General features: G+C 60.9%; 33 protein-coding genes. 6 read left to right on the forward strand and 27 right to left on the reverse strand.

All coding sequences use genetic code 11. The features are described 5' to 3' along the window. Positions 1-3: 3 nt before the first annotated feature. A complete protein-coding gene (locus NKK50_RS17545; RefSeq protein WP_352543699.1) occupies positions 4-1,230 on the reverse strand; it encodes an anion transporter in 1,227 nt (408 codons plus the stop codon). A 767-nt stretch (positions 1,231-1,997) separates the two neighbouring features. After that, on the reverse strand, positions 1,998-2,234 hold the full coding sequence (locus tag NKK50_RS17550) for a hypothetical protein (RefSeq protein WP_023671471.1): 237 nt from the start codon (positions 2,232-2,234) through the stop codon (positions 1,998-2,000). 273 nt (positions 2,235-2,507) lie between these two features. Here NKK50_RS17550 and NKK50_RS17555 point away from each other — a divergent pair, with 273 nt between their 5' ends. The 5 genes from NKK50_RS17555 (at position 2,508) to NKK50_RS17575 (ending at position 5,477) form a co-directional block, all read left to right on the forward strand. Continuing rightward, positions 2,508-2,834 (forward strand): hypothetical protein, encoded by a 327-nt coding sequence (locus NKK50_RS17555; RefSeq protein WP_023727873.1) that lies wholly within the window; start codon positions 2,508-2,510, stop codon positions 2,832-2,834. Between the two features lie 772 nt (positions 2,835-3,606). Continuing rightward, positions 3,607-3,774, forward strand: a complete 168-nt coding sequence (locus NKK50_RS17560) for a Thivi_2564 family membrane protein (protein WP_023671469.1) — start codon at positions 3,607-3,609, stop codon at positions 3,772-3,774. Between the two features lie 13 nt (positions 3,775-3,787). Further along, a complete protein-coding gene (locus NKK50_RS17565) occupies positions 3,788-4,081 on the forward strand; it encodes a hypothetical protein (RefSeq protein ID WP_352543700.1) in 294 nt (97 codons plus the stop codon). A 161-nt stretch (positions 4,082-4,242) separates the two neighbouring features. Continuing rightward, complete coding sequence (locus NKK50_RS17570) at positions 4,243-4,713, forward strand: GFA family protein (RefSeq protein WP_352543701.1); 471 nt, start codon at positions 4,243-4,245, stop codon at positions 4,711-4,713. A 569-nt stretch (positions 4,714-5,282) separates the two neighbouring features. Further along, positions 5,283-5,477 carry a hypothetical protein gene (locus NKK50_RS17575; RefSeq protein ID WP_023835341.1) on the forward strand — a complete coding sequence of 65 codons (195 nt, stop codon included), beginning with the start codon at positions 5,283-5,285 and terminating at the stop codon, positions 5,475-5,477. Between the two features lie 84 nt (positions 5,478-5,561). Here the strand turns inward: NKK50_RS17575 and waaF are convergent, their stop codons facing one another. Further along, complete coding sequence (gene waaF, locus NKK50_RS17580) at positions 5,562-6,584, reverse strand: lipopolysaccharide heptosyltransferase II (protein WP_023671465.1); 1,023 nt, start codon at positions 6,582-6,584, stop codon at positions 5,562-5,564. Further along, positions 6,581-7,522: a glycosyltransferase gene (locus NKK50_RS17585; protein WP_023808296.1), complete on the reverse strand. Its 942-nt coding sequence runs from the start codon at positions 7,520-7,522 to the stop codon at positions 6,581-6,583. The genes waaF and NKK50_RS17585 overlap by 4 nt, the downstream gene beginning before the upstream one ends. Before the next feature lie 483 nt (positions 7,523-8,005). Between NKK50_RS17585 and NKK50_RS17590 the strand changes: the two genes are divergently transcribed. Further along, on the forward strand, positions 8,006-8,851 hold the full coding sequence (locus NKK50_RS17590; RefSeq protein WP_023835342.1) for a glycosyltransferase family 25 protein: 846 nt from the start codon (positions 8,006-8,008) through the stop codon (positions 8,849-8,851). A 19-nt stretch (positions 8,852-8,870) separates the two neighbouring features. Here the strand turns inward: NKK50_RS17590 and msrA are convergent, their stop codons facing one another. The 23 genes from msrA to NKK50_RS17705 form a co-directional block, all read right to left on the reverse strand. Then, positions 8,871-9,389, reverse strand: a complete 519-nt coding sequence (gene msrA, locus NKK50_RS17595; RefSeq protein WP_023835343.1) for a peptide-methionine (S)-S-oxide reductase MsrA — start codon at positions 9,387-9,389, stop codon at positions 8,871-8,873. A 68-nt stretch (positions 9,390-9,457) separates the two neighbouring features. Further along, on the reverse strand, positions 9,458-9,781 hold the full coding sequence (locus NKK50_RS17600) for a hypothetical protein (protein WP_023689880.1): 324 nt from the start codon (positions 9,779-9,781) through the stop codon (positions 9,458-9,460). 3 nt (positions 9,782-9,784) lie between these two features. Beyond that, complete coding sequence (locus NKK50_RS17605) at positions 9,785-9,976, reverse strand: hypothetical protein (RefSeq protein WP_023804972.1); 192 nt, start codon at positions 9,974-9,976, stop codon at positions 9,785-9,787. Then, positions 9,961-10,200, reverse strand: coding sequence for a hypothetical protein (locus tag NKK50_RS17610; RefSeq protein WP_023705680.1), 240 nt, complete (start codon positions 10,198-10,200; stop codon positions 9,961-9,963). The genes NKK50_RS17605 and NKK50_RS17610 overlap by 16 nt, the downstream gene beginning before the upstream one ends. A 96-nt stretch (positions 10,201-10,296) precedes the next feature. After that, positions 10,297-10,500, reverse strand: coding sequence for a Pam3-gp28 family putative phage holin (locus NKK50_RS17615; RefSeq protein WP_023705678.1), 204 nt, complete (start codon positions 10,498-10,500; stop codon positions 10,297-10,299). Further along, positions 10,497-11,189, reverse strand: coding sequence for a glycoside hydrolase family 108 protein (locus NKK50_RS17620; protein WP_352543719.1), 693 nt, complete (start codon positions 11,187-11,189; stop codon positions 10,497-10,499). Before NKK50_RS17620 ends, NKK50_RS17615 begins: the two co-directional genes overlap by 4 nt. Positions 11,190-11,444: 255 nt before the next feature. Then, the gene (locus NKK50_RS17625) at positions 11,445-11,753 is read right to left on the reverse strand and encodes a hypothetical protein (RefSeq protein ID WP_352499190.1); all 309 of its coding nucleotides are present in this window, start codon (positions 11,751-11,753) and stop codon (positions 11,445-11,447) included. An 87-nt stretch (positions 11,754-11,840) separates the two neighbouring features. Next, the gene (locus NKK50_RS17630; protein WP_352543702.1) at positions 11,841-13,700 is read right to left on the reverse strand and encodes a pyocin knob domain-containing protein; all 1,860 of its coding nucleotides are present in this window, start codon (positions 13,698-13,700) and stop codon (positions 11,841-11,843) included. Positions 13,701-13,945: 245 nt separating this feature from the next. Next, entirely contained in the window at positions 13,946-14,098 is a 153-nt protein-coding gene (locus NKK50_RS17635) for a hypothetical protein (protein ID WP_023694660.1), read from the reverse strand. Next, positions 14,089-14,379 (reverse strand): hypothetical protein, encoded by a 291-nt coding sequence (locus NKK50_RS17640; protein ID WP_023694659.1) that lies wholly within the window; start codon positions 14,377-14,379, stop codon positions 14,089-14,091. Before NKK50_RS17640 ends, NKK50_RS17635 begins: the two co-directional genes overlap by 10 nt. 383 nt (positions 14,380-14,762) lie before the next feature. Further along, the gene (locus tag NKK50_RS17645; protein WP_156936355.1) at positions 14,763-15,020 is read right to left on the reverse strand and encodes a hypothetical protein; all 258 of its coding nucleotides are present in this window, start codon (positions 15,018-15,020) and stop codon (positions 14,763-14,765) included. A gap of 57 nt (positions 15,021-15,077) precedes the next feature. Further along, the gene (locus NKK50_RS17650; RefSeq protein ID WP_023694658.1) at positions 15,078-15,338 is read right to left on the reverse strand and encodes a hypothetical protein; all 261 of its coding nucleotides are present in this window, start codon (positions 15,336-15,338) and stop codon (positions 15,078-15,080) included. Between the two features lie 134 nt (positions 15,339-15,472). Continuing rightward, the gene (locus NKK50_RS17655) at positions 15,473-15,679 is read right to left on the reverse strand and encodes a hypothetical protein (protein ID WP_023734799.1); all 207 of its coding nucleotides are present in this window, start codon (positions 15,677-15,679) and stop codon (positions 15,473-15,475) included. Further along, positions 15,676-16,071 (reverse strand): SMI1/KNR4 family protein, encoded by a 396-nt coding sequence (locus tag NKK50_RS17660; protein ID WP_023743957.1) that lies wholly within the window; start codon positions 16,069-16,071, stop codon positions 15,676-15,678. Before NKK50_RS17660 ends, NKK50_RS17655 begins: the two co-directional genes overlap by 4 nt. Before the next feature lie 181 nt (positions 16,072-16,252). Then, complete coding sequence (locus NKK50_RS17665; RefSeq protein WP_023734797.1) at positions 16,253-16,489, reverse strand: hypothetical protein; 237 nt, start codon at positions 16,487-16,489, stop codon at positions 16,253-16,255. Then, positions 16,486-16,719 carry a hypothetical protein gene (locus tag NKK50_RS17670; RefSeq protein WP_050592344.1) on the reverse strand — a complete coding sequence of 78 codons (234 nt, stop codon included), beginning with the start codon at positions 16,717-16,719 and terminating at the stop codon, positions 16,486-16,488. Before NKK50_RS17670 ends, NKK50_RS17665 begins: the two co-directional genes overlap by 4 nt. Before the next feature lie 85 nt (positions 16,720-16,804). Beyond that, a complete protein-coding gene (locus NKK50_RS17675) occupies positions 16,805-17,119 on the reverse strand; it encodes a hypothetical protein (RefSeq protein WP_084558240.1) in 315 nt (104 codons plus the stop codon). A gap of 3 nt (positions 17,120-17,122) precedes the next feature. Beyond that, positions 17,123-20,041: a hypothetical protein gene (locus NKK50_RS17680; protein WP_352543703.1), complete on the reverse strand. Its 2,919-nt coding sequence runs from the start codon at positions 20,039-20,041 to the stop codon at positions 17,123-17,125. Beyond that, on the reverse strand, positions 20,042-20,572 hold the full coding sequence (locus tag NKK50_RS17685) for a hypothetical protein (RefSeq protein ID WP_352499187.1): 531 nt from the start codon (positions 20,570-20,572) through the stop codon (positions 20,042-20,044). A gap of 2 nt (positions 20,573-20,574) precedes the next feature. Next, positions 20,575-21,294, reverse strand: coding sequence for a hypothetical protein (locus tag NKK50_RS17690; protein WP_352543704.1), 720 nt, complete (start codon positions 21,292-21,294; stop codon positions 20,575-20,577). A gap of 197 nt (positions 21,295-21,491) precedes the next feature. After that, entirely contained in the window at positions 21,492-23,972 is a 2,481-nt protein-coding gene (locus NKK50_RS17695) for a phage tail protein (protein ID WP_352543705.1), read from the reverse strand. After that, positions 23,969-24,571, reverse strand: a complete 603-nt coding sequence (locus tag NKK50_RS17700) for a phage connector family protein (RefSeq protein ID WP_023743951.1) — start codon at positions 24,569-24,571, stop codon at positions 23,969-23,971. The genes NKK50_RS17695 and NKK50_RS17700 overlap by 4 nt, the downstream gene beginning before the upstream one ends. 268 nt (positions 24,572-24,839) lie before the next feature. Beyond that, complete coding sequence (locus tag NKK50_RS17705) at positions 24,840-25,829, reverse strand: Coat protein (protein WP_352499184.1); 990 nt, start codon at positions 25,827-25,829, stop codon at positions 24,840-24,842. Between the last annotated feature and the right edge of the window lie 31 nt (positions 25,830-25,860).

A 25,860-nucleotide genomic window follows, 5' to 3' on the forward strand; every position in this document is an offset into this window, starting at 1 on the left:
GCTCTAGAATCCAGCCGCCAGCCATGCCGTGCCGACGGCAAGGGTGAGCAGCGTCAGTGGCAGGCCGACCTTGAAGAAGGCTGAGAAGGACAGCTGCGTGCCGGCCGCCCGCGCCTGTTCGGCGACGATCAGGTTGGCGACCGAGCCAAGCAAGGTGAAGTTGCCGGCCAGCGTCGAGCTCATCGCCACCACCAGCCAGGCACGCCCGGGGTTCTCAAGGCCGGGTATGAATGGCCGCAGCGCCAGCACGGCCGGAACATTGCTCATGATGTTGGAGAGCACCGCGGTGAAGCCCGATAGACGCCAGACGTCGTCCAGCCCGAGGTTCTTGGCCGAGGCGATGATGTCGGGCGTCAGCAGCGTCTTTTCGGCGCCGGCGACAACGATGAACAGGCCGGCGAACATGAACAGCAGCGGACCGTCGATCTCGCGGTAGATGCGGGCCGGCTTGATGGCGCGGGTGAGCAACAGGATGGCGCCGCCGATGAGCGCTGCCTTGGCAACCGGAACACCGGCGAAGAAGGCGATGGCCAGGCCGATGCAGACAACCACCGCCTTCAGCACCTGTCCCGGCAGCATGCGGCCGCGATAGACTTCCGGGTTGAGATCGGCGGTGCGGGCGAATTCGGCGCGGTAGACGATGCGCACGATGACGATGACCGCGACGAGGCCGAAGAGGGCAACCGGCGCCAGGGCGGCCGAAAAGGCCGGGTAGGAAATTCCCGACAGCGCGCCGATGACCATGTTCTGCGGGTTGCCGGTGATGGTGGCGACGCTGCCGCAGTTGGACGCGGTGGCGGTGGCGATCAGATAGGGAATGGGATTGCGATTGATGACACGGGTGACGTGGACGACGATCGGCGCCATGACCAGGCAGATGGCGTCGTTGACCAGGAACGCCGACAGCACGCCGGTCAAAAGCGTCACCATCACCAGCAGCACGAAAGGCGCGTGCGCATGCTCGATAGCGTAGGCGCCAAGCGCCCGGAAGGCGCCGGACACCTTCAGATGCGCCACCACGATCATCATCCCGAGCAGCAGCGTAATGGTGTCGAAATTGATGGCGCGATAGGCATCTTCCATACTGAGTGCGCCGATGGCGATCATCGCCGCACCCCCCAGCAAGGCGATCCCTGCCCGGTCGAGACGGAGGCCTGGAATACGCCCGATTGCGACGCCGGCATAAGTCGGGACAAGGATCAAAAGTGCCGCTGCGCCCATCAATGTCATTGGCAGACATCCTTGTCCAAACGAACCGACGCAGAAACGGACTGTTCCCGCTCAGGCATTTGCCGGGCAGCTTTAACGCCGCTCCAGCAAAGCGAAAGCCTATAACGATCCGAATGCGAAAATCGGTGGGCAAAATCGCGGGTCGACCGATGCCGGGAGCAACCGGAGCTTGACTTTGAGACGGCCGAGATTGGGAACGAGACACGCGCGGCGGACTGCCGGTGGCCTGAGATCGCCATCCGCGAAACTTCCCCCTCGGAAGGCTCGTGATCTATGTGATTAAATTCTAATTTAGGCTTTCCGGGTATGGATAGCTTAGCCGTATTTCGGCCTTGGGGTTTCAGATGGTCCAGGTTCTTGAGAGGGAATGCCGTGTCTCGGAGAACGAGGCTCTGCTGGCGCGTCCGATAGAATGTCCACAATGCCACGGAACCCGCAAGGTGTTTGTCTGTGCCCGGTGGGCGAGCTCGAACGGCCATTGCTGCCCTGGAGGAACACACCGGCTCAGGTGCCCCGGTCACAGCGTCACGTGCATGGAGTGCGAAGAGAACCTTGAGCGTATCTGAAAGCGATCGCGACCATTTCCTGTTCGGAAAACGCAAAAAGCCCGCTCCGGCGAACCGGAGCGGGCTTTGCAACCATACGCCAAGAGTACCCTGCTGAGACCAGTACCCTGCCGAGAGCCGACCCGCTTTGCGTTTCCGCCACTGCAATAAATTGGTAGCGGCACTTCCAGAAAAAGCGATTGTTGGCTAACCGCCGTCGGATTACTCGCCCGACTGGCCGTCGCCAGTCACACTGCTGCCCAGAATTCCAAAGTCCTGAGACTTTGTTCCTTGTCCCGCAGTCAGGAATCCATCCGCATCCAGGCCGCGCCGCAGCAGTTCCCGCACTGCCGCGGACCGGCTTGGCATGCGCTTTTCGAAGCGCCAGTTTTCCAAGGCAGCCAATTCCTCGGCTGTCAGCATGATCTGCAGTCGCTCGGGTCGTTCCAGCTCGGCCATTCGCGCCTCCAACCGTCAAGACCAAAAATATGGTGAGTTAGTATGTGTCTCAATTGCAGTATAGCTAGGGGTCCCCGTGCAGCGCGTCAAGAGAGGCTGGTGGGTGACTCACATACAAGACCAACGATGAGGAAGACACGCCGATAGCACAACCCTCGCAGTCTGCTAACTACTTGATTTACTTGAGAATATTTTATATTCTTCTTGCCATCTGAAGGTCGTTGGCGCATCTTGATCACGACGGGACAACCGGCTCCTGAAAGGAAGGTTTCCATGCGCTACGGATATTCGGCTCGGCTACGGGAGGATCTCAATTCACGGGTCCTGGGCGCGCTGCGCTCGCGCGGAATGGTCAATATTGCGGTGGTTGCCGAGGACATACGATTGCGTAACCTGGACGAGAACGTCGCCCTTGAAGATGTCGAGCGGCTTGTGATGCAGACGGCCCAACTCTACGGCGCGGTGATGGAATTGGACGGACTGACCTCCGTCGAGGCGGGGAGATTGACTTCGCTTGCCGACGATAAGCACGAACTGTCTGGCATCGGCAATTCCGACACCACAGGCGGCCAAACCGCTCCCCTGCTGGGATTGTCCTAAGGCGCGACCCGCTCTTTCAATCGACAAAATCCGCGAGAGAGATTTGGACCGAGCGCAGCGGCGCCTGGAGCGTCCAGACGACGCCTTGTTCCCCAAATTCCAGTTGTCCGGTGCCGCTAAGCGCTTGTGGTGCAACCCGCTTGAGCACGACGGAGCCAAAACCGCGGCGCGTCGTCCCACTCAGGTTCGGCGGCCTCGTTGTAGAAGGTGATGCGGCCCTGTGTGTCGATGGTGTAGGCTGCAACGGGCAACGCTTCCAACAAACTGGCGGGCCCGACACCTGGGATTCCAATCCCCGCATGTTGGATGACGTATTCCCCTACCCCAAATTCCCCACCTGCTCGATTTGCCCGTTCCGCGGTACCTGAGATGCACGTGCGAGGTTTCGGTTCCCGTCGTCCCCTTGGGACGGCAATTGTTCTCCTCAGAAAAGGCGATCACCCGCCGGGCGGCGCCGGATCTCAGGGCTCGCGCAAATGTCGACAACGAAGCGCAACTCAGGCCGTTTTTGTCGGAACCCCGTCAACCCGAGGCGGTTCTCCCGTTAGCTCGCCTGACGCCAGCAACAAGTTGCCTGGGACTGTGTCGCCGATGGCAAACGACAACCGTGCGGCAAACAGGCCCTGATCGGCGTTCAGCTTCAAAGGCCGCGGAACGCTGTTTCGCAGCCTTTACGTTGCGCCGGCGGCTTCGCATCGACAGGAACCAATCTATGGCCAGAGCGTTTGCCGCTGCGTACTCTTCTCAGACGTAGCCAGACGGAGTGAGGGACATGGCTTCATCGGTACTTATCGGCATTCTGATCACTTTCCTGGTGATCATCCTGGTGCTCTATCTCATCCAGCGTCTGCCACTCGATGGCCGCACGAGGCAGATCGCGCAGATCGTTGTCATCATTATCGGCATCATTTCGCTGTTGAAATACCTGGCCGTATTTTAGGATAAGGATCGCCATGACATCCCAAACAATCGCATGGATCATTGGAACGGCGTTGTTTGCAGCAACAAGCACGGCCCACGCCCGACCCGACACGCGTTCGATGAGCTGCGAGGAGACGCAGCGCCTGATCCAGAGCCATCACTCGGCGGTGTTGACGACCGGCCGGAATACTTACGATCGCTATGTCCGCCAATACGGCAACGAGTGCGACTGGCCGGAGGTGCCGGTCGCTGCCTCCGTTCCGACACGTGATCGCCAGTGCCGTGTCTATTGGTGCCGGGAACCGGTGTTCGATTTCCCGAACTGACACATCCAGCAGCCTTGCGGCGGTCGTTGCCATGGCGCTCCCGGGTTCAGACGATGCTTTGCGCGAGGCGACATGGAACCCTTGCGCTGCGGGTGAATTGATTGTGCGCATGGCGCTGCAAGATGTAGTGGTGTGATGCCCAACCAGATGGAGGAGCGGTCATGCCCAATGATACAAGGCGGAGCGGCAGCTGCCTGTGCGGCGGCATCCAGTTTTCGGTGACGGGAGATCCCTTTCGGATTGGCCTTTGCCATTGCAAGGACTGCCGCAAGGCTAGCGGGTCGGCTTTTTCGGCGTTTGCAGTGTGGCCGCTCGAGGCGTTCGAAACGACGGGTATCGTCAGCAGCTACGGCGACAGAAGTTTTTGTCCCACCTGCGGCGGCCGGGCCCCTTTGGTTCGTGAGAATGAGGTGGAAGTGACGATTGGCAGCCTCGATGAGGTGCCCACCGAAGGGCTGGAGCCCAGCTATGAACTCTGGGTCAATCGCCGTGAGCACTGGTTGCAACGCTTGCCTGCCGCCCGGCAATTCGAGCACGACCGGGTCGATGACGAGCCGACAAACCGGACAGCCGAACCGATTTCTGACGGTGTCGAGACGCCGTCTAGCTTGCCGCAACGCAAGTCGGCCTAGCGCGAGCGGCGCAGACAGCCGGCAGGCAGGAAATCATTCTCGACACCGCCCGATGCCGACAGGACCGGGTCCGACAACATTTCACCCGGTAGAAGCCAAACGCAAAAAGCCCGCCTTGGCGTCAAGCCAAGGCGGGCGGTAGATCATCCGGCCTGCGCTGCCGTGGAACGATGGGTTGGCCAAAGCCCTGGGCTGAGACACGGTGCCGTTTGTAACCGGCGATTGACTACGGAGCGGCCCCGGTTAGCTGGAATTCGTCTTGTGGTTGCAACGATGCTAGATTTTGTTTGGAAACGAGAGCTTAAGACCACGCAATATCGTTACGTCAACTATGCTGTCCAAGTATCTCGTGGTGTGAACTGAAGGAATCTTGCTGTCTTGTACAAAAGAACGCTTTGTTTATTTTCTTTCCGTCACATAGTGTAGCGAATCTTGAAGCCGGATGGGGCGATTTTCGTGCAGCCAGCGCCTTCGCAGGATCGCGGTCCGCACGTGCAATATCCACTTCACGGCAATCTTCATGCAGCATAGCCAGCGCAAAGTTCATACGCAGACGTTGGGGGGCACCAATGGACCAGCCGAGCAAAATGGAGAACCTGCAGTTCGCGCAAGGGATACTGCGGGAGCTTCGGCAGAAAGCCGAAGCCGACGGCCAGAAGCTTCTGACCTACCTCATCGACATGGCCTACCTTGAAGCCAGCGACCGCATCCGTGCACATTGGGTCGGCAATCACGAGCCCGAAAACCGCAGGGCCAAGGGGTAGGTGTCAAGGGGTAAACCCGAAACGGGGCGATGGTTGCCCCCACGGAGCGTTTGATCAGACGCTTGGGGCCGGCGAGGCCACCGGTCAGTTGGCAATACCGGCTGAGAGGTCAGCCAGAACCTCCCTCACCCGAGTTTCGCTGACGCCGCGCGTGTCCTTGACCCAGCTGGGCGTCGAAAGCGGCGGTTCGATAAAGCGAACATGGTTGTTTACGGGCCCATGCACATAGGGGCGATTCAGCCCGTAGATGAGCGCGCATGGGACGTTCAGGGCAGCGGCGGCGTGGGAAATCCCGCCATCAACCCCGAGGAACATGGTCGACGCAGCGATTTGGCACATCGCGTCAGCAATCGACGGGGTCGAGGTGAAGTCGATTGCCTCAGGAATGGCGGCGCGGATTTTTGCGGCACCGGCGTGCTCGCGCGGTCCGCCTACAATCCAGATTGCCCAGCCGCGATCATGATGGTCTCTGGCGATCGAAATGAAGCGCTCGACGGGCCATGAGCGGAAATTCTCAATGTCGGCAGTATAGAGCGCCAGTGCCGGTCGGTCGGCATCGATCTTCTTGTGCTGGCGCCATTCGTCCAGTTCGGCCGGATCGACCACAAGCCGGGGCGCCGGCCACTCTGCGCCCGCAGCCGGCTTTTCGCCAAGCGAGGCAATCGAGCAGACTTCCTCGAACAGCCGCGTCTTGCGGGGTCCGAAGGCCCATAGATGGGCCAACCAGCCGGCGGGGAAGCGATTGAGGAGGCCGAATTGCAACTCCTGCGGATAGCCGATGCGCTCCTCTATTCCGGCCATGAACGCCATCAGCGCCGCCTTGGTGCTGCTGGTCATCAGATAGGCCGTACGGTAATTTTCCTTGCGCAACTCGCCAACCAGGCGGCTGCGCTCGCCAAAACCGGGGCGCTGATGACGCTTGGCAAGCGCCCAGCCCTTCCTGACATGCGGCATCAGGCGCGCCAGCGGCGCTGCAACGGGCGAGGTGACGACATCTATGGGGCGATCAGGAAATCGCGCGGCAATGATCTGGATGGCGGAATGGCAACGGACGAAGTCGCCGACCGCGGGGAAGCCGACGAAGAGGATTGGATCGCCGGTCGTCAAGGAAGCGCTTCGCCGTCAAGGATGCGGGCATAGAGATCCAGATAGCCGCGCGCCGCTTTTTGGATGGGAAATCTCGTCGCGGCCGATTCGCGGCATTGCTGAGGCGTAAGGTCGGCGACGGCCTCGAAAGCGGCCGCAAATTCTTCATCGGTCTCAAAGAAGCGCCCGCTGTCGGCATCGACCGTCTCGGGCAATGCGCCTCGCGTCGTCGTCAGCACCGGAGTGCCGCACAACATGGCTTCGACCGGTGCGTTGCCGAACGGCTCCTCCCAGGCGATGGGGTTGAGGAAGGCTCGCGCTTCGCCGAGAAGGCGAAGCTTCGGCTCGCCGTCAACGATTCCGTGGAAACGGTATCGCCTGCCAAGGCTCTTGAAAAACAACCCTTCGCGGCGGGTCTGACTTCGGCCCAGCAGTTTCCAACGCGAGCCACCGGCGATATCGAGACCGAAATCGAATTTTTTGGCGAGATCGACGGCGCGGTTGAGGCCTTTGCTTGATCGTGCAATGCCGGCGAGAAATAGCAGGCGGTCGCCCTTTGCAGCCGACAAACGATAGGCGTCCACCGGAAAGCCATTGTAGACGAATGTCTCGCGCCCATGCTGGCGGGCATGATTGGCGCTGATAAAGCTCCAGTTCGCAACTGGCATCGGCTGGTCCGGCATAAAGCCGCGCTGCGTATTCAGCGTTGGAAATGGCACCTCGACGGGCCAACTATGGGTGTGGACGATTTGCGTGTCCCGCGGAATGGCTGCCCGGCATTCGGCATCGGTCGAAGCGTGCCGGACTTCGAAGAGCGGGTGGCTGGAGCCAGGGCCAGCGATCACCACGACTTCGTGTCCGAGACGAACCATCTCCGTGGCCAGCCATTCGACCTGACGCTGAATCCCACCGTAACCTCGGCAGGGTATTACGCCCTTCAAAACGAGCGTCACCCGCATTGACCTTGCCTCACAATGCTCTCAAAGACGGCCCAGTTGCGTCACGGGCTGGGCATTGTCAAGGTCGCGCCACAAACGCAAAAAGCCGCGGCGGCCTCGATCGGGTTACGGAATCGTTAATCAGCGCTTGCTACTATACCGGATGACCAAGAATCTCGGCAATGCACCCAGGACCATCTCCAGGCAACAGCCAAAGACCTCCGCTCTTGGTGGGCTGACGCCCGCCCTGTTTCCCCTTGTGGTCGTCGCGCTCGGATACATGATCGGTCGGCAATTCTTCGGCTTCTAGGGCGACTCGTCTAGGCGCGCACGGTAAAGGCTCGCGCCACGCGGGGGACGCCGTCAATGTCCACCCAACCTCCAAAACCAACCGGCGGCACCGTACGCCGCTACCCACTGCCCCGCACGTAAGCAAATTTTGTGCAATCACGGGAACGTGATATTCACTGATCACCGGACAAGGGGGCGCTGATGAGGTGTCTGGTGATCAATCTTGATCGTTCTCGCGATCGGCTGGCGCATGTCGCGTCCGAGTTCGGCCGGATCGGAGTACCATTTGAGCGTGTCTCCGCCATCGATTGCCCCGATTGCTGCTCTGTCGCCAAAAGCCCGCTAAGCGCTGCTGAGGTTTGCTGTTTCCTGAGCCACCGCTCGTGTTGGGAGATCGTTGCGAACGGCGCGGATCAATATGGCGCGGTTTTCGAGGACGACGTCGTTTTCGGCGCGGGCGCCGGCTCGCTGCTTGCTTCCGATCGATGGGTGCCGCGCGATGCCGATGTGATCAAGCTGGAAACGCATTTTGCCAAAGTGAGGGTCGGACGCAAGGAAGTCGCTCTCGATGATGGGTTTTCGCTTGCCAGACTTTATGGCCTGCACGCGGGCGCCGCAGGCTATGTCCTCTCCAGATCGGCAGCGCAAAGATTGCTGCGCGGGACCATGCATCTGAGAGGAGAGGTCGACTTCGTTCTTTTTCACCCAGGATTCATGACCTGCTCGCTCAACCGAATCTATCAGATCATGCCGGCGCTTTGCGCACAGCACCATTTTGTTTCGGGACGAGAGCGCTTTCCAAGCCTAGTGCGACGGCCCGGGAGGCGGGCAAAACCGTTTCTCGATCGAATTGTTGGAGAAGCGGTGCGAACCTTCGCCTATCTTCGAAACCAGAGCCTGACCGGAACAAAGAAGATCGAGGCCGTCGCGTTCTCAGGCTCTGAGGTCGACGGCAAACCCGTCCACGGCGCGTTCGTCTATGGGCAGCCCGAGCACGGCCACCTCTACGAGGCGGCCGGCATACCGATCGCGCGGAAGAATAGTTCGACCGCCAGATAAGCAGACGATAGCGGCTGCGTTACGAAACAGCCTTTTCGCGGACCGGAAGCTTCCAGCCCGGCCTGACAAAGTGGCAGGTATAGCCGTTGGGGCATTTCTCGAGATAGTCCTGATGCTCTGGCTCCGCCTCCCAGAAATCGCCCGCCGGCGCAAGCTCGGTGACGACCTTGCCCGGCCACAGTCCAGAGGCATCGACATCGGCGATGGTGTCTTCGGCGACGCGCTTCTGCTCGTCGCTGGTGTAGAAGATCGCAGAGCGATAGCTCATTCCGACATCGTTGCCCTGGCGGTTCCTGGTGGTCGGATCGTGGATCTGGAAAAAGGATTCGAGCAATGTGCGAAAGCTAATCCTGGCCGGATCGAAAACGATCTCGATGGCTTCGGCATGGCTGCCGTGGTTGCGATACGTGGCGTTGGGCACATCGCCACCGCTATAGCCGACGCGGGTAGAGATCACGCCGGGATAGCGCCGGATCAAATCCTGCATGCCCCAGAAACAGCCGCCGGCAAGGACTGCACGTTCGGTGGACGTCGCCATATCATACCTCCATTGGATTGCTCCTTAGGTAGGCATTGTCGCTGGCTTTTTCCAGCATCTCAAGTGCATCACTCGTTGCCGGCCGAGCCGAACCGCCGCACGATGACCTCGAAGACGATGTCGGAAATCCACATGGCCGAGACGCCGATCAAAAAGGCGGCGGCGAGCGTGGTGGTGTCGTCGGCCGGATCGGGGATAGGCATGCCGGTTGCCCTGAACCAGGCGACGGCAGGCAGCGTCAGATACGCAGCCGCCAGCGCCCCGCAGATCGGCGAGGCAATCATCTCGCGCAGCTTGTAGCGATGGCGCGACAGTGCTCGCAGCACGCCGCCAGCTAGCCCGGCGGCGACGACCGGCCCCTTGATGCCGAGCATGTCGAAGAGGTCGTGCATCGGCTAAGGCCTCCATCCGCAGAGCTTTTGTCCCTTGCGGTTGTGCGCCAAGAGCGCTCTCGCCTCGGCGTCCGACAGGACGTCGACGGCTTCGGCCGACAGGCGCAGCGGGCTCGAAATCGCGCAGAAGCCGCCCGAAGTAGTTGTGCACCCGGCAAGCGCCACAAGCAGCGCAAGCATCAGTCCCTTGCCCATGATTTTAGCTCCTTTCGAACAGCGTCCGCCGGCAGTGCGCCGACGTCGTTCTGCACCTGCTCAGCGACCGCGCGCGCCGCGGCCTCAGCGGCCGCCAGTTTGCCGCGCTCGGCCCAGGCGCCGGCCAGCCGCTGGTGAGCGCCCCAGCAAAGGGCGGCGATGGCCGATGCCAGGAAGCCCAGCAGCACTTTGTTGCCAAGCAGGACGGCGAGGAGCGCGCTCACAGCAGCCACCCGGCGACAAGCCCGGCGGCAAAGCCGATAGCATAGGGTTGCGCGGCTTCGAGATAGGCGATGATCAGTTGTTGAAACCCTTCCATGTCAGTGCTCCCAGCCGGATTTGCGGGCCAGCCAGTGCCAGGTCTCGGTGACCGAGGCGATGGCGAGACCGGCGGCGATCTCCAGACCAGCTTGAGTGTCGGGGTCGGAAGAAAATGCCGCCGCGTCGTCGGCGCCGAGCAGGCCACGCGCGACCAGAACACCGGCGCCGTAACGCAAGCCGATGCGGATGAAGACGGCGATCATGTCGAACTCCTTGCGAAAATCGATTTCAGGATTTGAAGCAGCGCACGCCAGAACGGCAGGCGTTCGACGGGGCTGACGCGCCCGCCGGTAGACACCGGCGGCATCGCACTGCCGGGCTTCGGCGAGAGCGCTGATGGCTGGGTCGGGGAGCCCGGCAAAGGTGCCGGAGCGGGCTGTAGTGCCGACATCAACAGCGCCTGGGAACGGACCGACCTGATGCGATCGCTCCAACCCTTGCCGAAAACCGGCCAGGTCGGCAGCCGCCGCAGGAATGCCAGGCGGGCATCGCAAAGATCGTCGATGACTGCGCCCGGTGGCCTGGCGCCCACAGCTTTGAGCGTGGCCGGGCCGATCCTGCCGTCCTGTGCGGTGCCAACTGCAGCCTGCAGATATTTAGTCGCCCTGCCCGGCCCACTGTTCACGGCGAAGTCGAAGACGGCATAGTCGACACCGCCGGGAAGCTCGACGCCGGCAACGGCATCCCAATAGAAGCGGCGATAGACCTTCGCCACCTGAGCATCCGTGATATGGTGAAGGTCGTCCTTCGTCGCATCCGCCTTCACGTAGCGGCGGAAATTGGCCAGCGTCACGCCCTTCATGGTAGCGCCGCCGGGATCGGCCGGATTGTCGGACCAGCCGCCTTCCGATTTGAGGACGAGCGCAAGCGCCCGCGCGAAGTTGCGGTTCATTTTGTGCCTCTTTTGGGGTTGTGGGCTAGGGGCGAGGATTACCGCCGGATCGAGCCCGAGCGCTCGGACCAAGTTCACAGCATCAGGATCGTCGCTGTAGAGAGAGGGATCGTCCGGAGCGAACCAGCGGGCGAAATAGATCGGGTTGCCGGTGAGCATGCCATAGGCCTGCGGCATCTTGCCGCCGCCGATGATGCGGGCTTGCACTATGGATTTCAGCACAATGTGGCGGACTGCCGGGGCAGCACTCCAAGCCTAGCCATCCCATATTTGACGCGCATCTTCCGGGGCTTCAGGCACTTCGATGCCATTTTCAGGAAGCTCGAGGTCTTCACCATCAAAGCCGCCGAGATAGGCGCCATTGCCGTCAACGAGTATTTTGTCATGGTGTCGCCTCAAAATTGGAAAGGGCTTTTTAGATGTGGCTTCTGTACCGGTATCAGTCCCTGCAAATTGGACTGGTGGCACTTGTCGCTCTTGGCGCCTATGTTGCGGTGCCGGATGGCTGCTATCGACAGGCGGCTTCTTTTTGGCTGTTTTGCCTGTATCGGTAAGCGTAGACATATACATTTCCCGGTATACGGGGTCGCCCTACGAGAAATACTGCGCTCAGCAGGATCTGCTGCAGGCCAGGAGAGAAGCCGCTAATAATTAGGCCCACGCTCGCACGACGAGCCTCCAGCTACTATTGGTAATTGTGGTGCCTGCGCCGGTGCCTTTGGCAGTGATATCAACAGCGGTGGACGAAAACCGCACATTGATGTTGGTGGCGTCCGGGACCAGCGATAGACCTTTGTTGCCTGTACCGCCGCCCGGATTAGCCAGTACTTCGTCTCCAATGGAATACCCGGCATCTGCCGTAGTGCATTGCAGCACGGCAAAGTAGTTTTTTGGCTTGACGCCGAGTCCATGAGCCAACGTCAGCGACCCGCCGGATGTGATGGTCTGTTGCGGGCTTTCATAAAACTTCTGAAGCAACGCCGTGGACGACTGGACATAGCGTGCATCCTGTTCGGCCTGCGACCATTGCAGCTTGATCCATCCTCCCCAGGCACCGCCAGCCTGCCTGCGCCGCCATAGCTTTTGGTCTGCCGCCGTAGTGTCGTTGACGAAATCATGCACCGTCTGCGTCCGGTAGCCAGTGCTTCCGTGCGCTTCCACAAACCCCAGGAACCAATTTACGCCGTCTGGCGCATTAGCCGCCGCCGAGGCCATATACCAGCCATTGTCCAGGGCGTTGTTCCAATCGGTGATCGTCTGCGCGACGACACCAAGGTTGGGTCGGCTATCAAGTTTCAGATCAAACCCAGCCTTGACGAACCCCGTTGTAGCCAATTGCGTGGTATTCGTTCCAGGCGCTGCGGTCGGCCCCGTTGGCGTCCCGGTAAATGTCGGGCTGGCCTTCGGCGCCAGGCTGGACACCGCGATCCCACTATCCTTCCCCACCTTGCCCGTCGTGCCCGCGAAAGTGACAATATTGTCGGTTGCCGAAGACGCAGGCCCCAAAAAATCTCCTACTCCCGTCCCGTCGGCGCCTCTGTCGCCGGCCCGGTCGAACATCAGCCAGATGCCGTTGGCCGTCGTCGGCAAAGTGCCGGCGCCACTGACATAGGCGAGCGTCAGTTTGCGGTAGCCGCTACCATCCACAACTGCGCCACTGACATTATAGACAGAGTAGATAGCGGTGGAGGCTTTCGAGCGCAGGGTCAACTGGCCCTTGATGGGGTTCGTGCTGTCGTCAAAGCCATCGAGGATGCCACTCACCGTGGAGCCGCCGGCGTCGAGATTGTCGATATAGGCCGCGGTCACCAAGGCAGCGCTCGCATTGTTCAGCCGCAAGGTGCCATTGCCCGGATCGGCGTCGGCTGTGGTCGTGGAAAAGGTGTAGCCGAGCGCCGCCACCGAGGTTAATGCCGCCGCAGCGCTGGCCGCCGCATTGGAAGCGGAGGTCGCGGCATTGGTGGCTGAGGTGGAAGCCGCGGTTGCCGAGCCCGAGGCAGCGCTCGCCGAACCGGCTGCAGCTGTAGCCGAGTTGCCTGCGTTGGTGGCGCTGGTCGCCGCGCCCGATGCCGAGCCGGAAGCCGCCGTTGCCGAATTGCCTGCATTGGTGGCGCTGGTCGCGGCTGTTGTGGCGGAGCCGGCGGCGGCCGTGGCCGAACCCGCGGCGGCGCCGGCCGAGGTGCCGGCATTGGTGGCGCTGGTGGCGGCAGCGTTCTTGGAGGTGAGCGCCGCAGCGGCGCTGGCGGCGGCGGCGCTGGCAGCAGCCACCGCATCGCCCAGCGTGTCCTCCGACAGGTAAAAGGCGATCGTGACCGCGTCGGTGCCGATCACCGGATCGAGCGTTTCGAAAACATAGACGAAGTCGGCCGAGACCGCGCCCTGCTGAACATGCACCGTCGTGCCCTTCTGCATGGTGCGGCTGGTGCGGGCATCGGCGGCGCGGAACCATTGGCCTTCGCTGGCGGTATAAATGCCGTTGTCGCGGGCATCGGTCTGGTTCTTGACCAGCACACGGTCGCCGACCTCGGCCGGCACGCCGTCGGTGGTCTGCAGGCCATAAAGGGTGATGTTGCCCGTCGTCGCCAGGCGCACGGGTTCGCGTTCGCCGGTCAACAGACGAACGGCGGCAGTTGCAGGTCGGGCCATAAGGCTTGCTCCATTAAAAAAGCCCCGCGAAAGCGAGGCTTGAAAGAAGTTCCAATTTGGTGCGCGACGATCAGCGCTGTGATGAAGACCGAAGAGTTAGACGCGGCGCATCACCCGTCCTCAGGGTGCTTGCGCAGGTAGCGCAGCCGCTTGCGCTGCGCAGGCGTCACATAGCCATCCCCGGCCTCGGCCAGAATACGCTCTTCTTCGGTCGGCACTTTCTCCGGTTCAGCCGGCAGCCCAAGCTCGATCCTCAGCGCCATTGCCTCGGCGTCGCCCTCTGCATGACTGTGCGACCGATGTCATCAACGTCCAGCAAGGGGCAAAAGCTGCGGTGTTCCCAACCCTTGGCATTCCGCTTTTTCTCTTCATGGAGTTGATTCCATTCTTCGTATTTGGCCAGTAGCTCTGGCCTTTCCGAAGGATCACATGTCCCCAGCCGCCACAACCAGGCTATGGTCGGGTGTTGCCGCCGCGTGTTCAGTTCGATGTCGTCGTCATAGGAAACGGTTCCACCGAGAAGTATCTTCCTGCCCATGTTCATTGCGGCGAGCCAAGGCCGCCGTCCCATGCGCTTTTCAAAGTGACCGCTGGCCAGCCCTTCAGATGTAAGTGGGCGCCAGCGCAGCGAATCTAATAGACATTGCTGTTCTTCTCAACGGGTCCGTCCATACTGGAGCCACTTTGTCCGCTGGACAAGTATAATCCGGCAGTTCCTCCAACGCCCACGATCAGGCTGTCCAGCTGAATTATGCGTCTCAATGCTTCGGAATTACGGTGACAGTGCACTCTTTTCAATTTGTCAGCTTTAGAGCTTTCGCTCTACCTCGCACTGGTGCGGACCTCTAGAAATACGCTGTCACCGTAATCCATCATTCTCGAAATTTTCATCTACGAACATCTCGGCAAATTTCTGAGGCGAAAGCGTTACGTCGTTGTCGCGAGCGATTTCGAGGTTCCTCGCCCATAGACCCCGGATTTCCGCCGGTATTCCTCGGAAAAATGAACAGATGCGGCAATTGCGCCCTGCCACTGTCCATCGCCGCCATAGAGAGTGTGCAGTTTGGGAGCTATCGCCTTCAAGGATTTATCCACCTCTTCGGGCAGCTCACCAATTACCCACAAAACATAAAATTCCAATAGTTTAAGCAGCGGCTTTCCGTCATAGCGCGGGTTATGTTCCACTCTATCTCTCCTATGCGTCATTGATGGCGTATTCGATAAGCCTTTGACAAACCCCCGCTAGGCTAGGTTTTTCTTTATTGAGGCAAGCCAACCCTCGATGACTTCTCGACAGATATGTATCTCAAGAAAATATTCCAAACCGGCTTCGACGGCCTCCGGTGGCGATCTTCCCGTGTCCAGCCCGGTAGCAACCATCGCAACGGAATCCTCGGTCCAAGGCTCCGACGCATAAATCGTGTCGTACTCGTCAAACTCCGACAGCCTTTCGACTATCTCTATCAGCCTACCTACTTTCCCCAAAGAGAAACCCTCCGCCACGATTCGGATGCAAAACCTCTGGAAGATGGTACCATTATTATGTTGGGATCTAGGGACGAGTTGCTTACGCCGGCGGTTCGGTGGATTTGCAAAATGATCGTCCGACGCTGGTCATGGCTCGTGCTCCTTGCACTCTATTCCCCGTTTCGTCCCGCCTTTTCCAGCGCCGCCTTACGCTGAACTTCGATAGTTCGATTCCAAAAGCGCACCACTTGAAAATGCTCTTGCCTGGTCAACCAGATCTTGTTTTCCATGCTAACTGGATCGCCGCCAACCGCTACCGGTTTGATCTCGAACAATTCCATGCCTTTGGAACGCGAATCTGTACCTTGGACGCTCATTTCAAGTCCTCCAACGCAGCAAACAGACCGGCGAGGTCACGCGCTATCGTCTCGGCGGATTGCCGTTCCATAAATATGAATGGGATGCGCACGATCGGCATTTCCACGTCGTGGGTGTCGAAGCCATAGGCTTCCCCTCCTCCATTCGACGCAAACAAGAGGATGCCTGGTGCGTATTTCTCAACCTCATATTCTCGATTGAAGTCTACCAACTCTTCAGCCTTGAAAAAAATTATATAGCTGTCGCCGATGAAGCCTTCACCTCCATTATGCTCCCTAACGAAATCGGCGTAATCCTTCGGCAATGTCACTCCCAGGCTTGCGGGCAGGCCATCGACAACTGCAGCTTGAGCCGGTGGGTCGAAACGTCCCTTAGTTAGTGTATATCCCACTGCTATTCTCCAATGTCTTTTAGTAATTTGTTCCACCAGGGCGTAACCTGCTGCTGATGAACTTCTCGGGGCAGAATCACCTTGTTGGACGGATCGGTCGGACTCCCGCCAAACTTCACTGGCTTAATTTCATGCACATCCACGGGCTGGCCGACAAGTCGTCGCTGCACGCTTCTTGGCATCACCCTTGAAGCAACGGCAGAATCCTCTCATCGAGGAACTCGAGGCGACTTGCCAGCATCTCGGCATTGGCAGGAGTCGCATCGACATTGACTGGTATCAACTTCGCCACGGATTTTCCCTGACGCGCGGCCTCAACCCAATCTTCAAGCGCACCGATGTAGCCATCCAGAGCCTCGAAAGGGGTTTTGGTGTCGTCAGCCGGGTTATATGTCGTTGGCACATCGCCGACGATCACCCAAATCCATCTTGGTATGTCCGGCCTTCCAGGCTCGATCTCGAACAGAAAGATATGATGCCTTCGCCGCCGTAGCCGAGATACTCGCCCTTGATGGACAAAACCCAATCGAAGAATTCGAGGTGTTCGCGAGCCTCGACGCGGGCAGAGTCAAGTTCGCTTTCACCGGTGCCGACATTGGCTGGAGGCAACCTTACAACGGTGGACAGGTCCGGAATTGCGTTGTTCATTTCTCTCCCGCGCCTTCACTCACGCGTTGAGCTTCAAATTATAAAATCCGTCCCATTCGAACCTATCCCATTCGGGATGATGGAACTAACTCAGCGTCGACCCTGGAACCTCGTCAGGCATTTTGGCTCGCTTCCATGGCGAGGTTTTTGCATCGCGCCAAGCATGCCAGCCCAATGGCAGATCCGCCAGCTGTGCAACTGTTTCATCAAGCTCCACGACCTCAACCAAGCCTACCAAAATCAAGTCGTTCTGATCGACTTCAGCTTCATTTCCGTAGAACTGCCACGACTCGTCGTCAGCATCATGTGACGCGTATGCAATCCAGCCGCCGCCACGAAATATTTTACGCGTCGATATGACAGCCAAGTTTCTGGGGTCCTCGAATTTCCATTCGCCCATATTTTAGGCCCTTCTGCCTCGCTTCCATGGCGACGATTTCGTCTCACGCCAAGCATGCCACCCATAAGGCAGGTCGGCCAACTGCATGATAGTATTATCTTTTTCCACAATGTTTCTTAAGCTTAGAATGATAATATCTACATCATCGATATCTTCAGATACATGCGCATGAAACTGCCATGCCCCATCATCATCATCATGCACTACACGGGCAACCCAGCCTCCATCCTGTATGGCCTTTCTATTTACGAAAACAGCTACGTTCTGCGGATCTTCAAATTTCCATTTCATTGTCGCCAACCCTATTTGTTGGATTTTTTTTCTATTTCGTCTTCTTGCTGCCAGACTTGCGTTTCTATAGCTGTTGGTTCCTGGAGATTTGGTCGGATCTGCTGGGTTGAGGGGATTTATGTGATCAAATTGTGCTTCGTTTGGTGGAGGCGTTACACCTTTTTTACTCTTCTGAGGCGGTATCAATTCCTGCCCGTCCTCGTCGTCTCTTAAGACCCCTCGGTTCCATTTTCTATTCTCCTCCGCCATTTTAAACTTCTGCGCCCTTGTAAAATCCTTGCCAGGCGCAACGTTAGGAGGGTCTTCCAAATGTGCATAGGGCCTCCTTATTTCGGGTGCCTGGTCGGTTGAGACTGGAATCTCTTCCGCTTTGACCGGAGGAACCGGGGTTGGATCATTATCTGGGACGGTCGTGGGCTTAGCAACTGCTGCGCGTTTCGCGAGCCGTGCAACCACCTGTCTGCCAATTGAAGCAAGTCCTTCGGCAAGGACATTGCCGGCAGCACCCCAAAGCGCGCCATTCAGGACGCCTTGCGGGACGCTTTCTCCAACATTGTAGGCATATGCCCCACCATAAGCGCCGCCAGTCGCGGAGCCTACCGCGGTTCGAGCTCCAAGACCAGTCAGGCTCTCCGCACCCACGCCGATTCCTGCCCGGCCGAGCACACGGTAGAGGCCGATCGCAGCCCCGTACCCTGCCAAGCCGGCACCGAGGCCCCCGGCCACCCAACCGGCCGAACCGGCCCGGTCCTCGGCATCCTCCGTCTGCTCCTGTTCGAAAGCGAGACGACCTTGGTAGCTTTCACCTGATCCCGATGATGCGAGCTTGGCGACGATTGCATCCGCGCCTCCAGCGGTCGCACCCTTGGCTATGGTCCGGCCAATATCCCCGAATGCCATGCCGAACTGCCGAAACGTCGACATGGTGCTGTACTGGGCCTGAGCCGGATTTTCCCCAATCCACGTCAGACCATTCTTCAGCGCTGCAAGTTGGAGTTCCAATACCTCCGGCGTCATGGTCGGATCTTGGGCGGCCTTGGCTCGCCACCGGGCTTCCGCTGTCAGCAAGATTTGTTTGGCTACTGCCTCGCGCGCTTCCGGATCGCGAACTGCGAGGACAATCGAACTCAACTCCGCGAGACGGGTGTTGAATGGCAAACTTGGGTCGATGTATTTCGCAGCCCACTGGTCAGCTACAGCCCAGGGCAGCGGCAGTCTCGTGTCGAAGCCCATCTGCTCTTGAGCGGCCCTGGCCCAGGTCACCGCTTTCTGGAAATCCTGTGGCGTTGAAACCTTGCTCCAGTCCGGAGCTTCGCCGGGGAACAGTTGGGTGACATAGGCCACGGGATCCCCGCGGCGGGCGGCCATGATCATCTCGGCGGCGCCGGCCCTTATGTCGTAGCGTTTGTGCTCTTCTGGCGTACCCTTCGGGCCGGGTTCGAAATCACGAAGCTCGGCATGTATCTCGCGGTTCGATGCGCGGTAGAAATTGTGAAATGAGTTGGCGGCATCAACCGTCGCCCTGAACTCATCGAAACGCGTCTGCCCGTCTGTGGCGCCGTAGGTACTGACGAAATCCTGAGCGGCTGGCTCTTCCTCTTCCGGGCAATTGCCTGTGAAGGCGATGACAGCGGGCGCGTTTTGTTCGGCAAGCCGCACCCTCGCATGCCCGTCGATCAATCGAGCCGCGGTGGCGGAGTTCGCCTCATTCTTCAATGCGGCAATATCGCTGGACTTAAGGTAGGTGATGGCTTCCAGTGGAATATCCGCTTCGCCATTCGGCGCAGGAGTTCCGCTAGCCTGTGCCCTGCTTTCGTCCAGCGATAGTTTGCCCGACTGTTCCTGCGTCACCGCGGTCGCATTGGATTCACCTGAAACATTCGAGCCGCCTACGGCCGCCGTATCATTTCGTACCCGCCCTCCCACCGGCACCGCACCCAACATTTCAGCAGCGCGCTTCGGGTCCGTGGCGATCATCGCCTGAACCAGCGCCTTGGCCGCGTTGGTGCGCCAGGCTGCTTCCGCCGCTTGCCTGGCAAGCGGGTTGCCGATCTTGGCGATCAGGTCGAGCCCGCTCTGCCGGATCGCTTCGAAGGTCGCGGTGTCGTTCGGGTCGCCTTTTGCGATGGCGATGGCATTGGTTGTCAGCGTCGTGTCGACGGTGGCCTTCTCGTAGTCGTCGCGTTTGGTCCTTTGCCGCAGCGCCATGCGGTATGCGCCAACGAAGCGCTTGTTTTCCTTCTGACCTGCGAAAGCGGCTTGCTGGCTTTCGGGCATCGTCCGTTTCGCATCGTCGAACAGCGTATCGTACAGGCCTGGTTTCACCACCCGGCCGGCGCGCAGGTCGACCTCGCCATACATGGCTTCATGCATGCCTGCGCCATCCGCCGGCGCGTTCGCCGCCACTTCATCTTCGGCCTGCGCGATCCGCGCGTCGAAGCCGCGACGCGCCAGCTCGGCGTCGAACGCGTCCTGCTGGTCCTTCATCTGCTGGTAGCGTTCGGCAAGAGCGGAAAGGTGGTCGCCGAAACCTTGCATGGCGCCGCCGATCGGCGACCCCTGGGGATATTGCACGGCGTTGCCGGTATCGAGCCGGCGCTGGCCGACGGAAAGGGGGATGATGTGTACCATCTAGGTGTTCCCCGCCCACGGAGCCCTGAGGACCGCACTGCCGAAGATCACGGAGCGGCCCGGCACAGCGGCGGCCGCAGCGCTTGACGCTGCCGCTTTCGTCGGGTCGTAGATTTTGGAGAGGCCGCCAACGAGCGCGCTGCCGGCGTTGAAGATCGACGCCGTCACCGCCTGCTTGCCCTGGAAGCGCGAGATGGCGGCTTGGCTGTTGAGATTGTTCTGGCGCAGCTTCGAGCCATACAGCAGCGCGCCGAGATCCGCCTGGCCCTGCCTGGCATTCGCCGCCAGCACCTCGGTCGGCGAGCCGGCTATGCCGACGCCGGACGCGCCGGCCTGGGCGCGCGCCTGCGCCTGCAGCAGGTCCTGCTTGTGGCGCTCCTGGCCTTGCTCGAAGGCGGCGGCTTGAGCGTCCGCCTGCGCCTGCTGCTGATACGCCTTGGCCTGATAGTCGGCCATCTGCTTCGACTGCTGGCCCTCGGCCAGCGCGCCGCCGACGGAAAGAACGGTGCCGAGAAGGGCAAGTGTGCACATGGTCAGCCTCGTTCGCCCAGGGGTTTGATTGCAGGAATGGGTTTTCTCGCGGGAATGGGTTTGATTGCGGGAATGGGTTTGCTTGCGGGAATGAACTTGCTTTTGACGCCGGCGACCGGCGCGCCAAGCTGCGGGCGCGGGTCGAGCGCACCGCCGGTGGCGAGCAGGGACAAAAGCAGCCGGTCGGCCTGCAGGCCGGCGCGGCTGAGGCGAGCGGGTGCGGCTGCCCCTGCGCCGGCCATGGCGGCGCGGCGGGCGGCGGTGAGGTTTATCTTCAGCTCGGCGACGCTGGCGGCGTCGAACAGGCCATTGGCGGTGGCGATGGCACGGACGAGCGCATCGGCCTCGAACAGTTCCTGGCGCAGCAGCTCGACCAGCCGGGCAGCGTTGCGCCAGCGCTCGGTCAGGGTGGCGGCTTTGGCCGCAATCTCGTCGCCAATAGCGGCAATGTCGGCGCGGGCTTCGCTCTCGGCGGCGTCGATGCGGCGCGTGTCGGCGACGCAGATGGTTTTTTCCAGCAAGGTGATGACGTCGTTGCAGGCATCGAGCGCGGCGCGCGCCGCGGCCAGGTCGCCGTCGCCAAAGACGGCCCGGTCCTCGGCCTGCTCCAGCGCGCGCCTGCGGACGACGGCGTCGTTAATGTCGGTGTCGAGCAAGGCGATGACGGCCGCGAAATCGGCAGCCGTCCGCGCCTTGCCGAGGGTCTCGGCATGGGGGGTCATTGGGGTGGGTTCCTTTTTGAGAGGAGCGTTATCTCCCCCCTTGAGGGGGAGATGGCCGGCAGGCCAGAGGGGGTCGTCTCGCGTGGAGCGCTGGCTTCTTTCTCTGCGAGGTGGGCAATTGGGTCGCGTCCGGTCGCACCGACCCTCTCTGTCGCCTTCGGCGACATCTCCCCCTCAAGGGGGGAGATCAGCAGGCCCTACGGCTCGGCGTCGAATACCGGCGTAAACGCCCGGATCGTGCAGGGCGTCGGGTTGACGTGGCGGATGCGGACCCTGCCCTGCCCTTCCCAGCTGTCGTCGACCGGTACATCGACATTGCCGGTGTAGAGTTTCGCATTGCCGTCGGGTGCGACGATGCTCGGCATGCGCACGCTCTCCCAGCGGCCGCGGAGGAAGGACTGCACCTGCAGCCCGGTGGTGTCGGTCTCGAGCAGCGACAGGATGACTTTCGCCACCTTCTTGCGGCGGCCGATGACGGAACCGTCCTGGCCGCCGACGTCGAGTTCCAGCGTGTTGGCCTCGGACTGGAAGGGCAGCCCGACCTGCCACTTCCCAGCTGTGGCGCCGGCGGGCAGCGTCACCTGGCCGGAGGCAACCGGCAGGCCGCGATAGACCTTGCCGCCGGCCAGCACGTCGACCAGTTGGCCGTTGAGATGGCCGAGCCCGGAGACGACGTTGACGGGTGCACCCGAATAGGTCAGTCCGCAATCGACCTGGAAGGCATCCTCCAGCATGCCGTATTCGAATGGCGTGGTCATGATTTCGATGTAGCGCCTGGTCACCCCGCCAATCGTGCGCTTGACGATCAGCCAGATGTCGTCGACGCCGTTCTGGCCAGGCGTCACCACGGCGCTTTCAACGACCGCCCAAGTGGGTTGACCGGGGGCGGATCCAGCGAAGCTGCCGCCGAAGCGATGGCGGTGCATGCCGCGCACCTCCTGGCTCGGCTGGTGGGTGTAGCCGCCAAGTTCGCCATTTTCGAGCGGGAACCACAGCATCGGGTCGGGGTCGGTCTGGAAGGCGAGTTCGACCACGCCTTGCTTGGGGATATGTTCCGAGATCTGGCCGATGTCATCGGAGGTGAATTTGGCTGTAGAACTCTGCGTCAGCTCGGCAATCGATTTGCGCGAGCGGGTGACATAGAGGAAGGACTGCCCGGCATCGACCGGGCGGATGCGGGCGCAGCCAAAGGTGCGCGAACGGCGGTTCTTGAACGAGGACGGGGTGAGTGCCTCGTCGATGCCGGAGCCGGACAGTGCCCTGATACCGCCCGACGTGCCGATCAGCAGCGCACCATCGGAATCGGCGATCCAGACGATGTCGTTGGCCTGGCCGCCGCCGGCCTGGACGAATTCCAGCGCGTCGTCATCTTCCTCGCCGAGCGCGAAATTGTCGAAGTCGCCGGTCGCCGATGCATAGACCGAGAATTTTCGACTGAAGGCCAACCGCTCCTCATAGAGCGAGCCCGCCTCGACATATTTTCCGGGCACGAAGGTACCAAGCCGCCAGCGGCTGATCGGACTGAGATCCGGCAAGGCATGGCCATACAGACGAACGGTAACGACTGTCGCGCTCGTGCGTGCTGCAATCTTGGCCCAGCGCCACCGCCCATCCGAACCGAGCAGCCGGATGGCGCGGCCAATATCCGATGTCTGGAACCCGGTATCATCGTTGATACCGGTGATCGATGACGCCGTCAGATTGAACGGCGTCATAAGGTCGCCGTCCTCGTTCGGCGCCCATTCGGCGAAGTCGGTTCTGGTACTGTCAGAGCCGCCGCCACCGTCCATGTCCATGCGCAGATATTCAAAGGCGGCCTTGTTGAAAAATTCGAAGAACCGGCGCTCGGAGTTACCCCAGCCTATCTGCCCAATCCGCGAGTCGATGGTTGTCCATGTCGATCCGTCGTTCGAGCCCTGGATTTCCCATTGCGTCGGCATGTTTTCTGCTTCCGACGCGCTGTTCATGGCTTGCACCCAGTAGGCGTTGCAAACCTTCTGCGCTCCGCTCGCCTGCCGATATTGGACCCAGCCATTGGTGCCGGCACCGATCTCCGCACCTGTTCTGCTGTCCTTGTCGAAAATCGCCCACGCTGACGCGGAACCGTTGCTGGCCAAAGCCGTTCCGGCCGGAGCCGTCAAGCCTGTCATCTTCGGCACGTACGAGCCGTAACTGGCCGGCGTCATCGTGGTGCCGGTCGTGTTGATTGGATCGTAAGGGCCGTCGAGGAACTCGTAACCTGCCAGCGTCCATGTCGTGTGGGCGGTGCGGGTCAGCACTTTGGGCGCATAGTTCTTGTGGGTGATCCACATCTGGTCGGCTGACTGGACATAGGCGAGGTCGAACAAATCGGCCTCCAGATAGGGCGAGGCCACCTCGACCGTGCCGACGCGGGCGCCATAGGCACAGACGCGGATATAGAGGTCGCCGAACTCCAGGCAGTAGGCCTGCTCGGAGGAGAAGATGAAGGGGATGGCGCGCGTCTTCCTGGCCGAATTCTTCACCTCGTTGACGAAATAGCTGCCGCCGCGGGCGCGGATACCGCCATGCGGCAACGTGACGAAGTTCTCACATTTGGACAGCGCCGCACGATAGAGATCGAGTGAGGCGCGCGCGTGCAGGCGCGGGCTGATTTCGCCACGGGTGAAAACGTCCTGGATAGGGTAGAGCGCGGTCATCGGGCAGACACCCTGAAGTCGCCGCGCTGCTGCGCCCAGGATGAGGTGTAGAGCCGGCCGCCGCGCTGGATGGCGTTGGCGGCGAAGGCCGCGTCCAGCGCCCGGTCATAGGCGGAGCGGGCGATGTCGATCATGCCCGCCTTGTGCGTCAAGGGATGCGCGATCTTGATGGCAAGGGCGGAGACCAGCACTTCGGTGAACAGCGCGTCCCAGTCGTTCGGGTCGGTAAGGTTGGCGATATAACGGATGATCAATGGACCGGACCGATCGCTGTAGATCAGTCCGGCTTCCTGGCGCCACGAGATCGGCACGCCGTTGGGCTCGCCATTTGCGGTCAGCGGCAGCGGCCGCAGGCAATCGGCGGGCAGTTCATAGGCGAAGTTCAAGGTGCAATTGCCGCTGCCGGTGTCGGCGCCGGCGACGCTGGCGGCAAGGATGGCGAACACCCAGGCGTGCCTGGCGAGTTCGGCTTCCCGCGTCAGGTCGAAATGCAGGTTGAGCAGGCGCGCCGCCTTGACGTCCTGGTCGAGACTGTCGATCGGCGCCTCGTCGAGGACGGCGAGCGCCATATTGGCGATGTCGAGCGGGGTGATGGCCATGGATCAGCGCCTCGTGGATGGTGGTTGATTGGGCAAGGGCATATGGCGGAGCGCCAATCTCCCCCCTTGCGGGGGAGATGGCCGGCAGGCCAGAGGGGGGTGCTGTCCCGCCGACCTGACGTAATTTGGAGAAGCGGTTGTGGGTTGAAGGGGGTTGAAAGGGACCGGAAGTTGGCGATCCTTCACACCCCCCTCTGTCCTGCCGGACATCTCCCCCGCAAGGGGGGAGATCAGCAGTTTCGGCGACCCGCTGGCCGGACGAAAGGTACTACGCCTCGGTCGTTTTCAGCGCGATGAACGTCATGCTCTTGACGCTGGAGGCCGTACGGTCCCAGTTTGCCGCCAGCGCGAGTTCGGCGTCGGTGGCGAACTCGCCGGCCGAAGACGCGTCGAGGAAACGGGTGCCGGGCACGTGCGGGACGAAGTGCCTGCGGCCGACCATCTCGGTGACGCCGCCGCCATGGCCCTGGCGCGGCTTGCGGTCGAACTCCAGCGGGCCGCCTTCCGTGTTGACCGGAAGCTCGTTCCACAGGATCGCCTTGTCCTTGAACATGAAGGCGGTGTAGACGCCGGCCGCGACCGGAATGTCGTCATCGACCACGCAGCGCAGCCCCATGTAGTAGGGGATGAGCGGCCCGCCCTGCTCTGACGACGGAACATAGTCGATGAGATCGGCGAGCTTCAGTGCCTTCATCTGCTTGGAGTGCATCCAGATCGTCTTGAACTTGTCCGCGCGGTCGCCCATCAGATAGGCGGCCTCGATGATGTCGGTATCGACGATGGAGGCGCCGGTGACGCGCACCAGGTCGCCGCCGTCATTGGCGATGTTGTCGGCGGCGACACCCTTCAGAATGCCGAGCAGGGTCAGCTTGTTGGCGCGCTGCCAGTACTCGGTCTGGCGCTTGACGATCAGCTTCTGCGGATCGTCGCCGGCCAGGATCGAGGTCAGGTCCGGAACGCCCCAGGCCTGGGCGCGGACATTGCGGGCGGCGACCTCGCGGCGGGCGCCGATCTTCTTCATCTCGATGGAATCGGCCGGATCGTCATTGACCGGTTCGGACGGATCGTTGCCGAGATCCTTCCAGCCGGGCATGTCGACCGAGCGGCCGCCCATCGACAGCTTGGCGGTGATGGCCGGGTCGTTGAACAGGATGCCGGCCTGGAAGATTTCCAGCGACTGGACGTGCTCCTCGAACGAGTACTGGGCATAAACGGACGGAACGATCGCGTCCGCGATACGGGTATAGGCGTCTGCCATTTTTCACTTCCTTTGAGGTTGATGTGGCGGC

This window comes from Mesorhizobium sp. M0001 (assembly GCF_040324255.1).
In the GTDB taxonomy this organism is placed as follows: domain Bacteria; phylum Pseudomonadota; class Alphaproteobacteria; order Rhizobiales; family Rhizobiaceae; genus Mesorhizobium.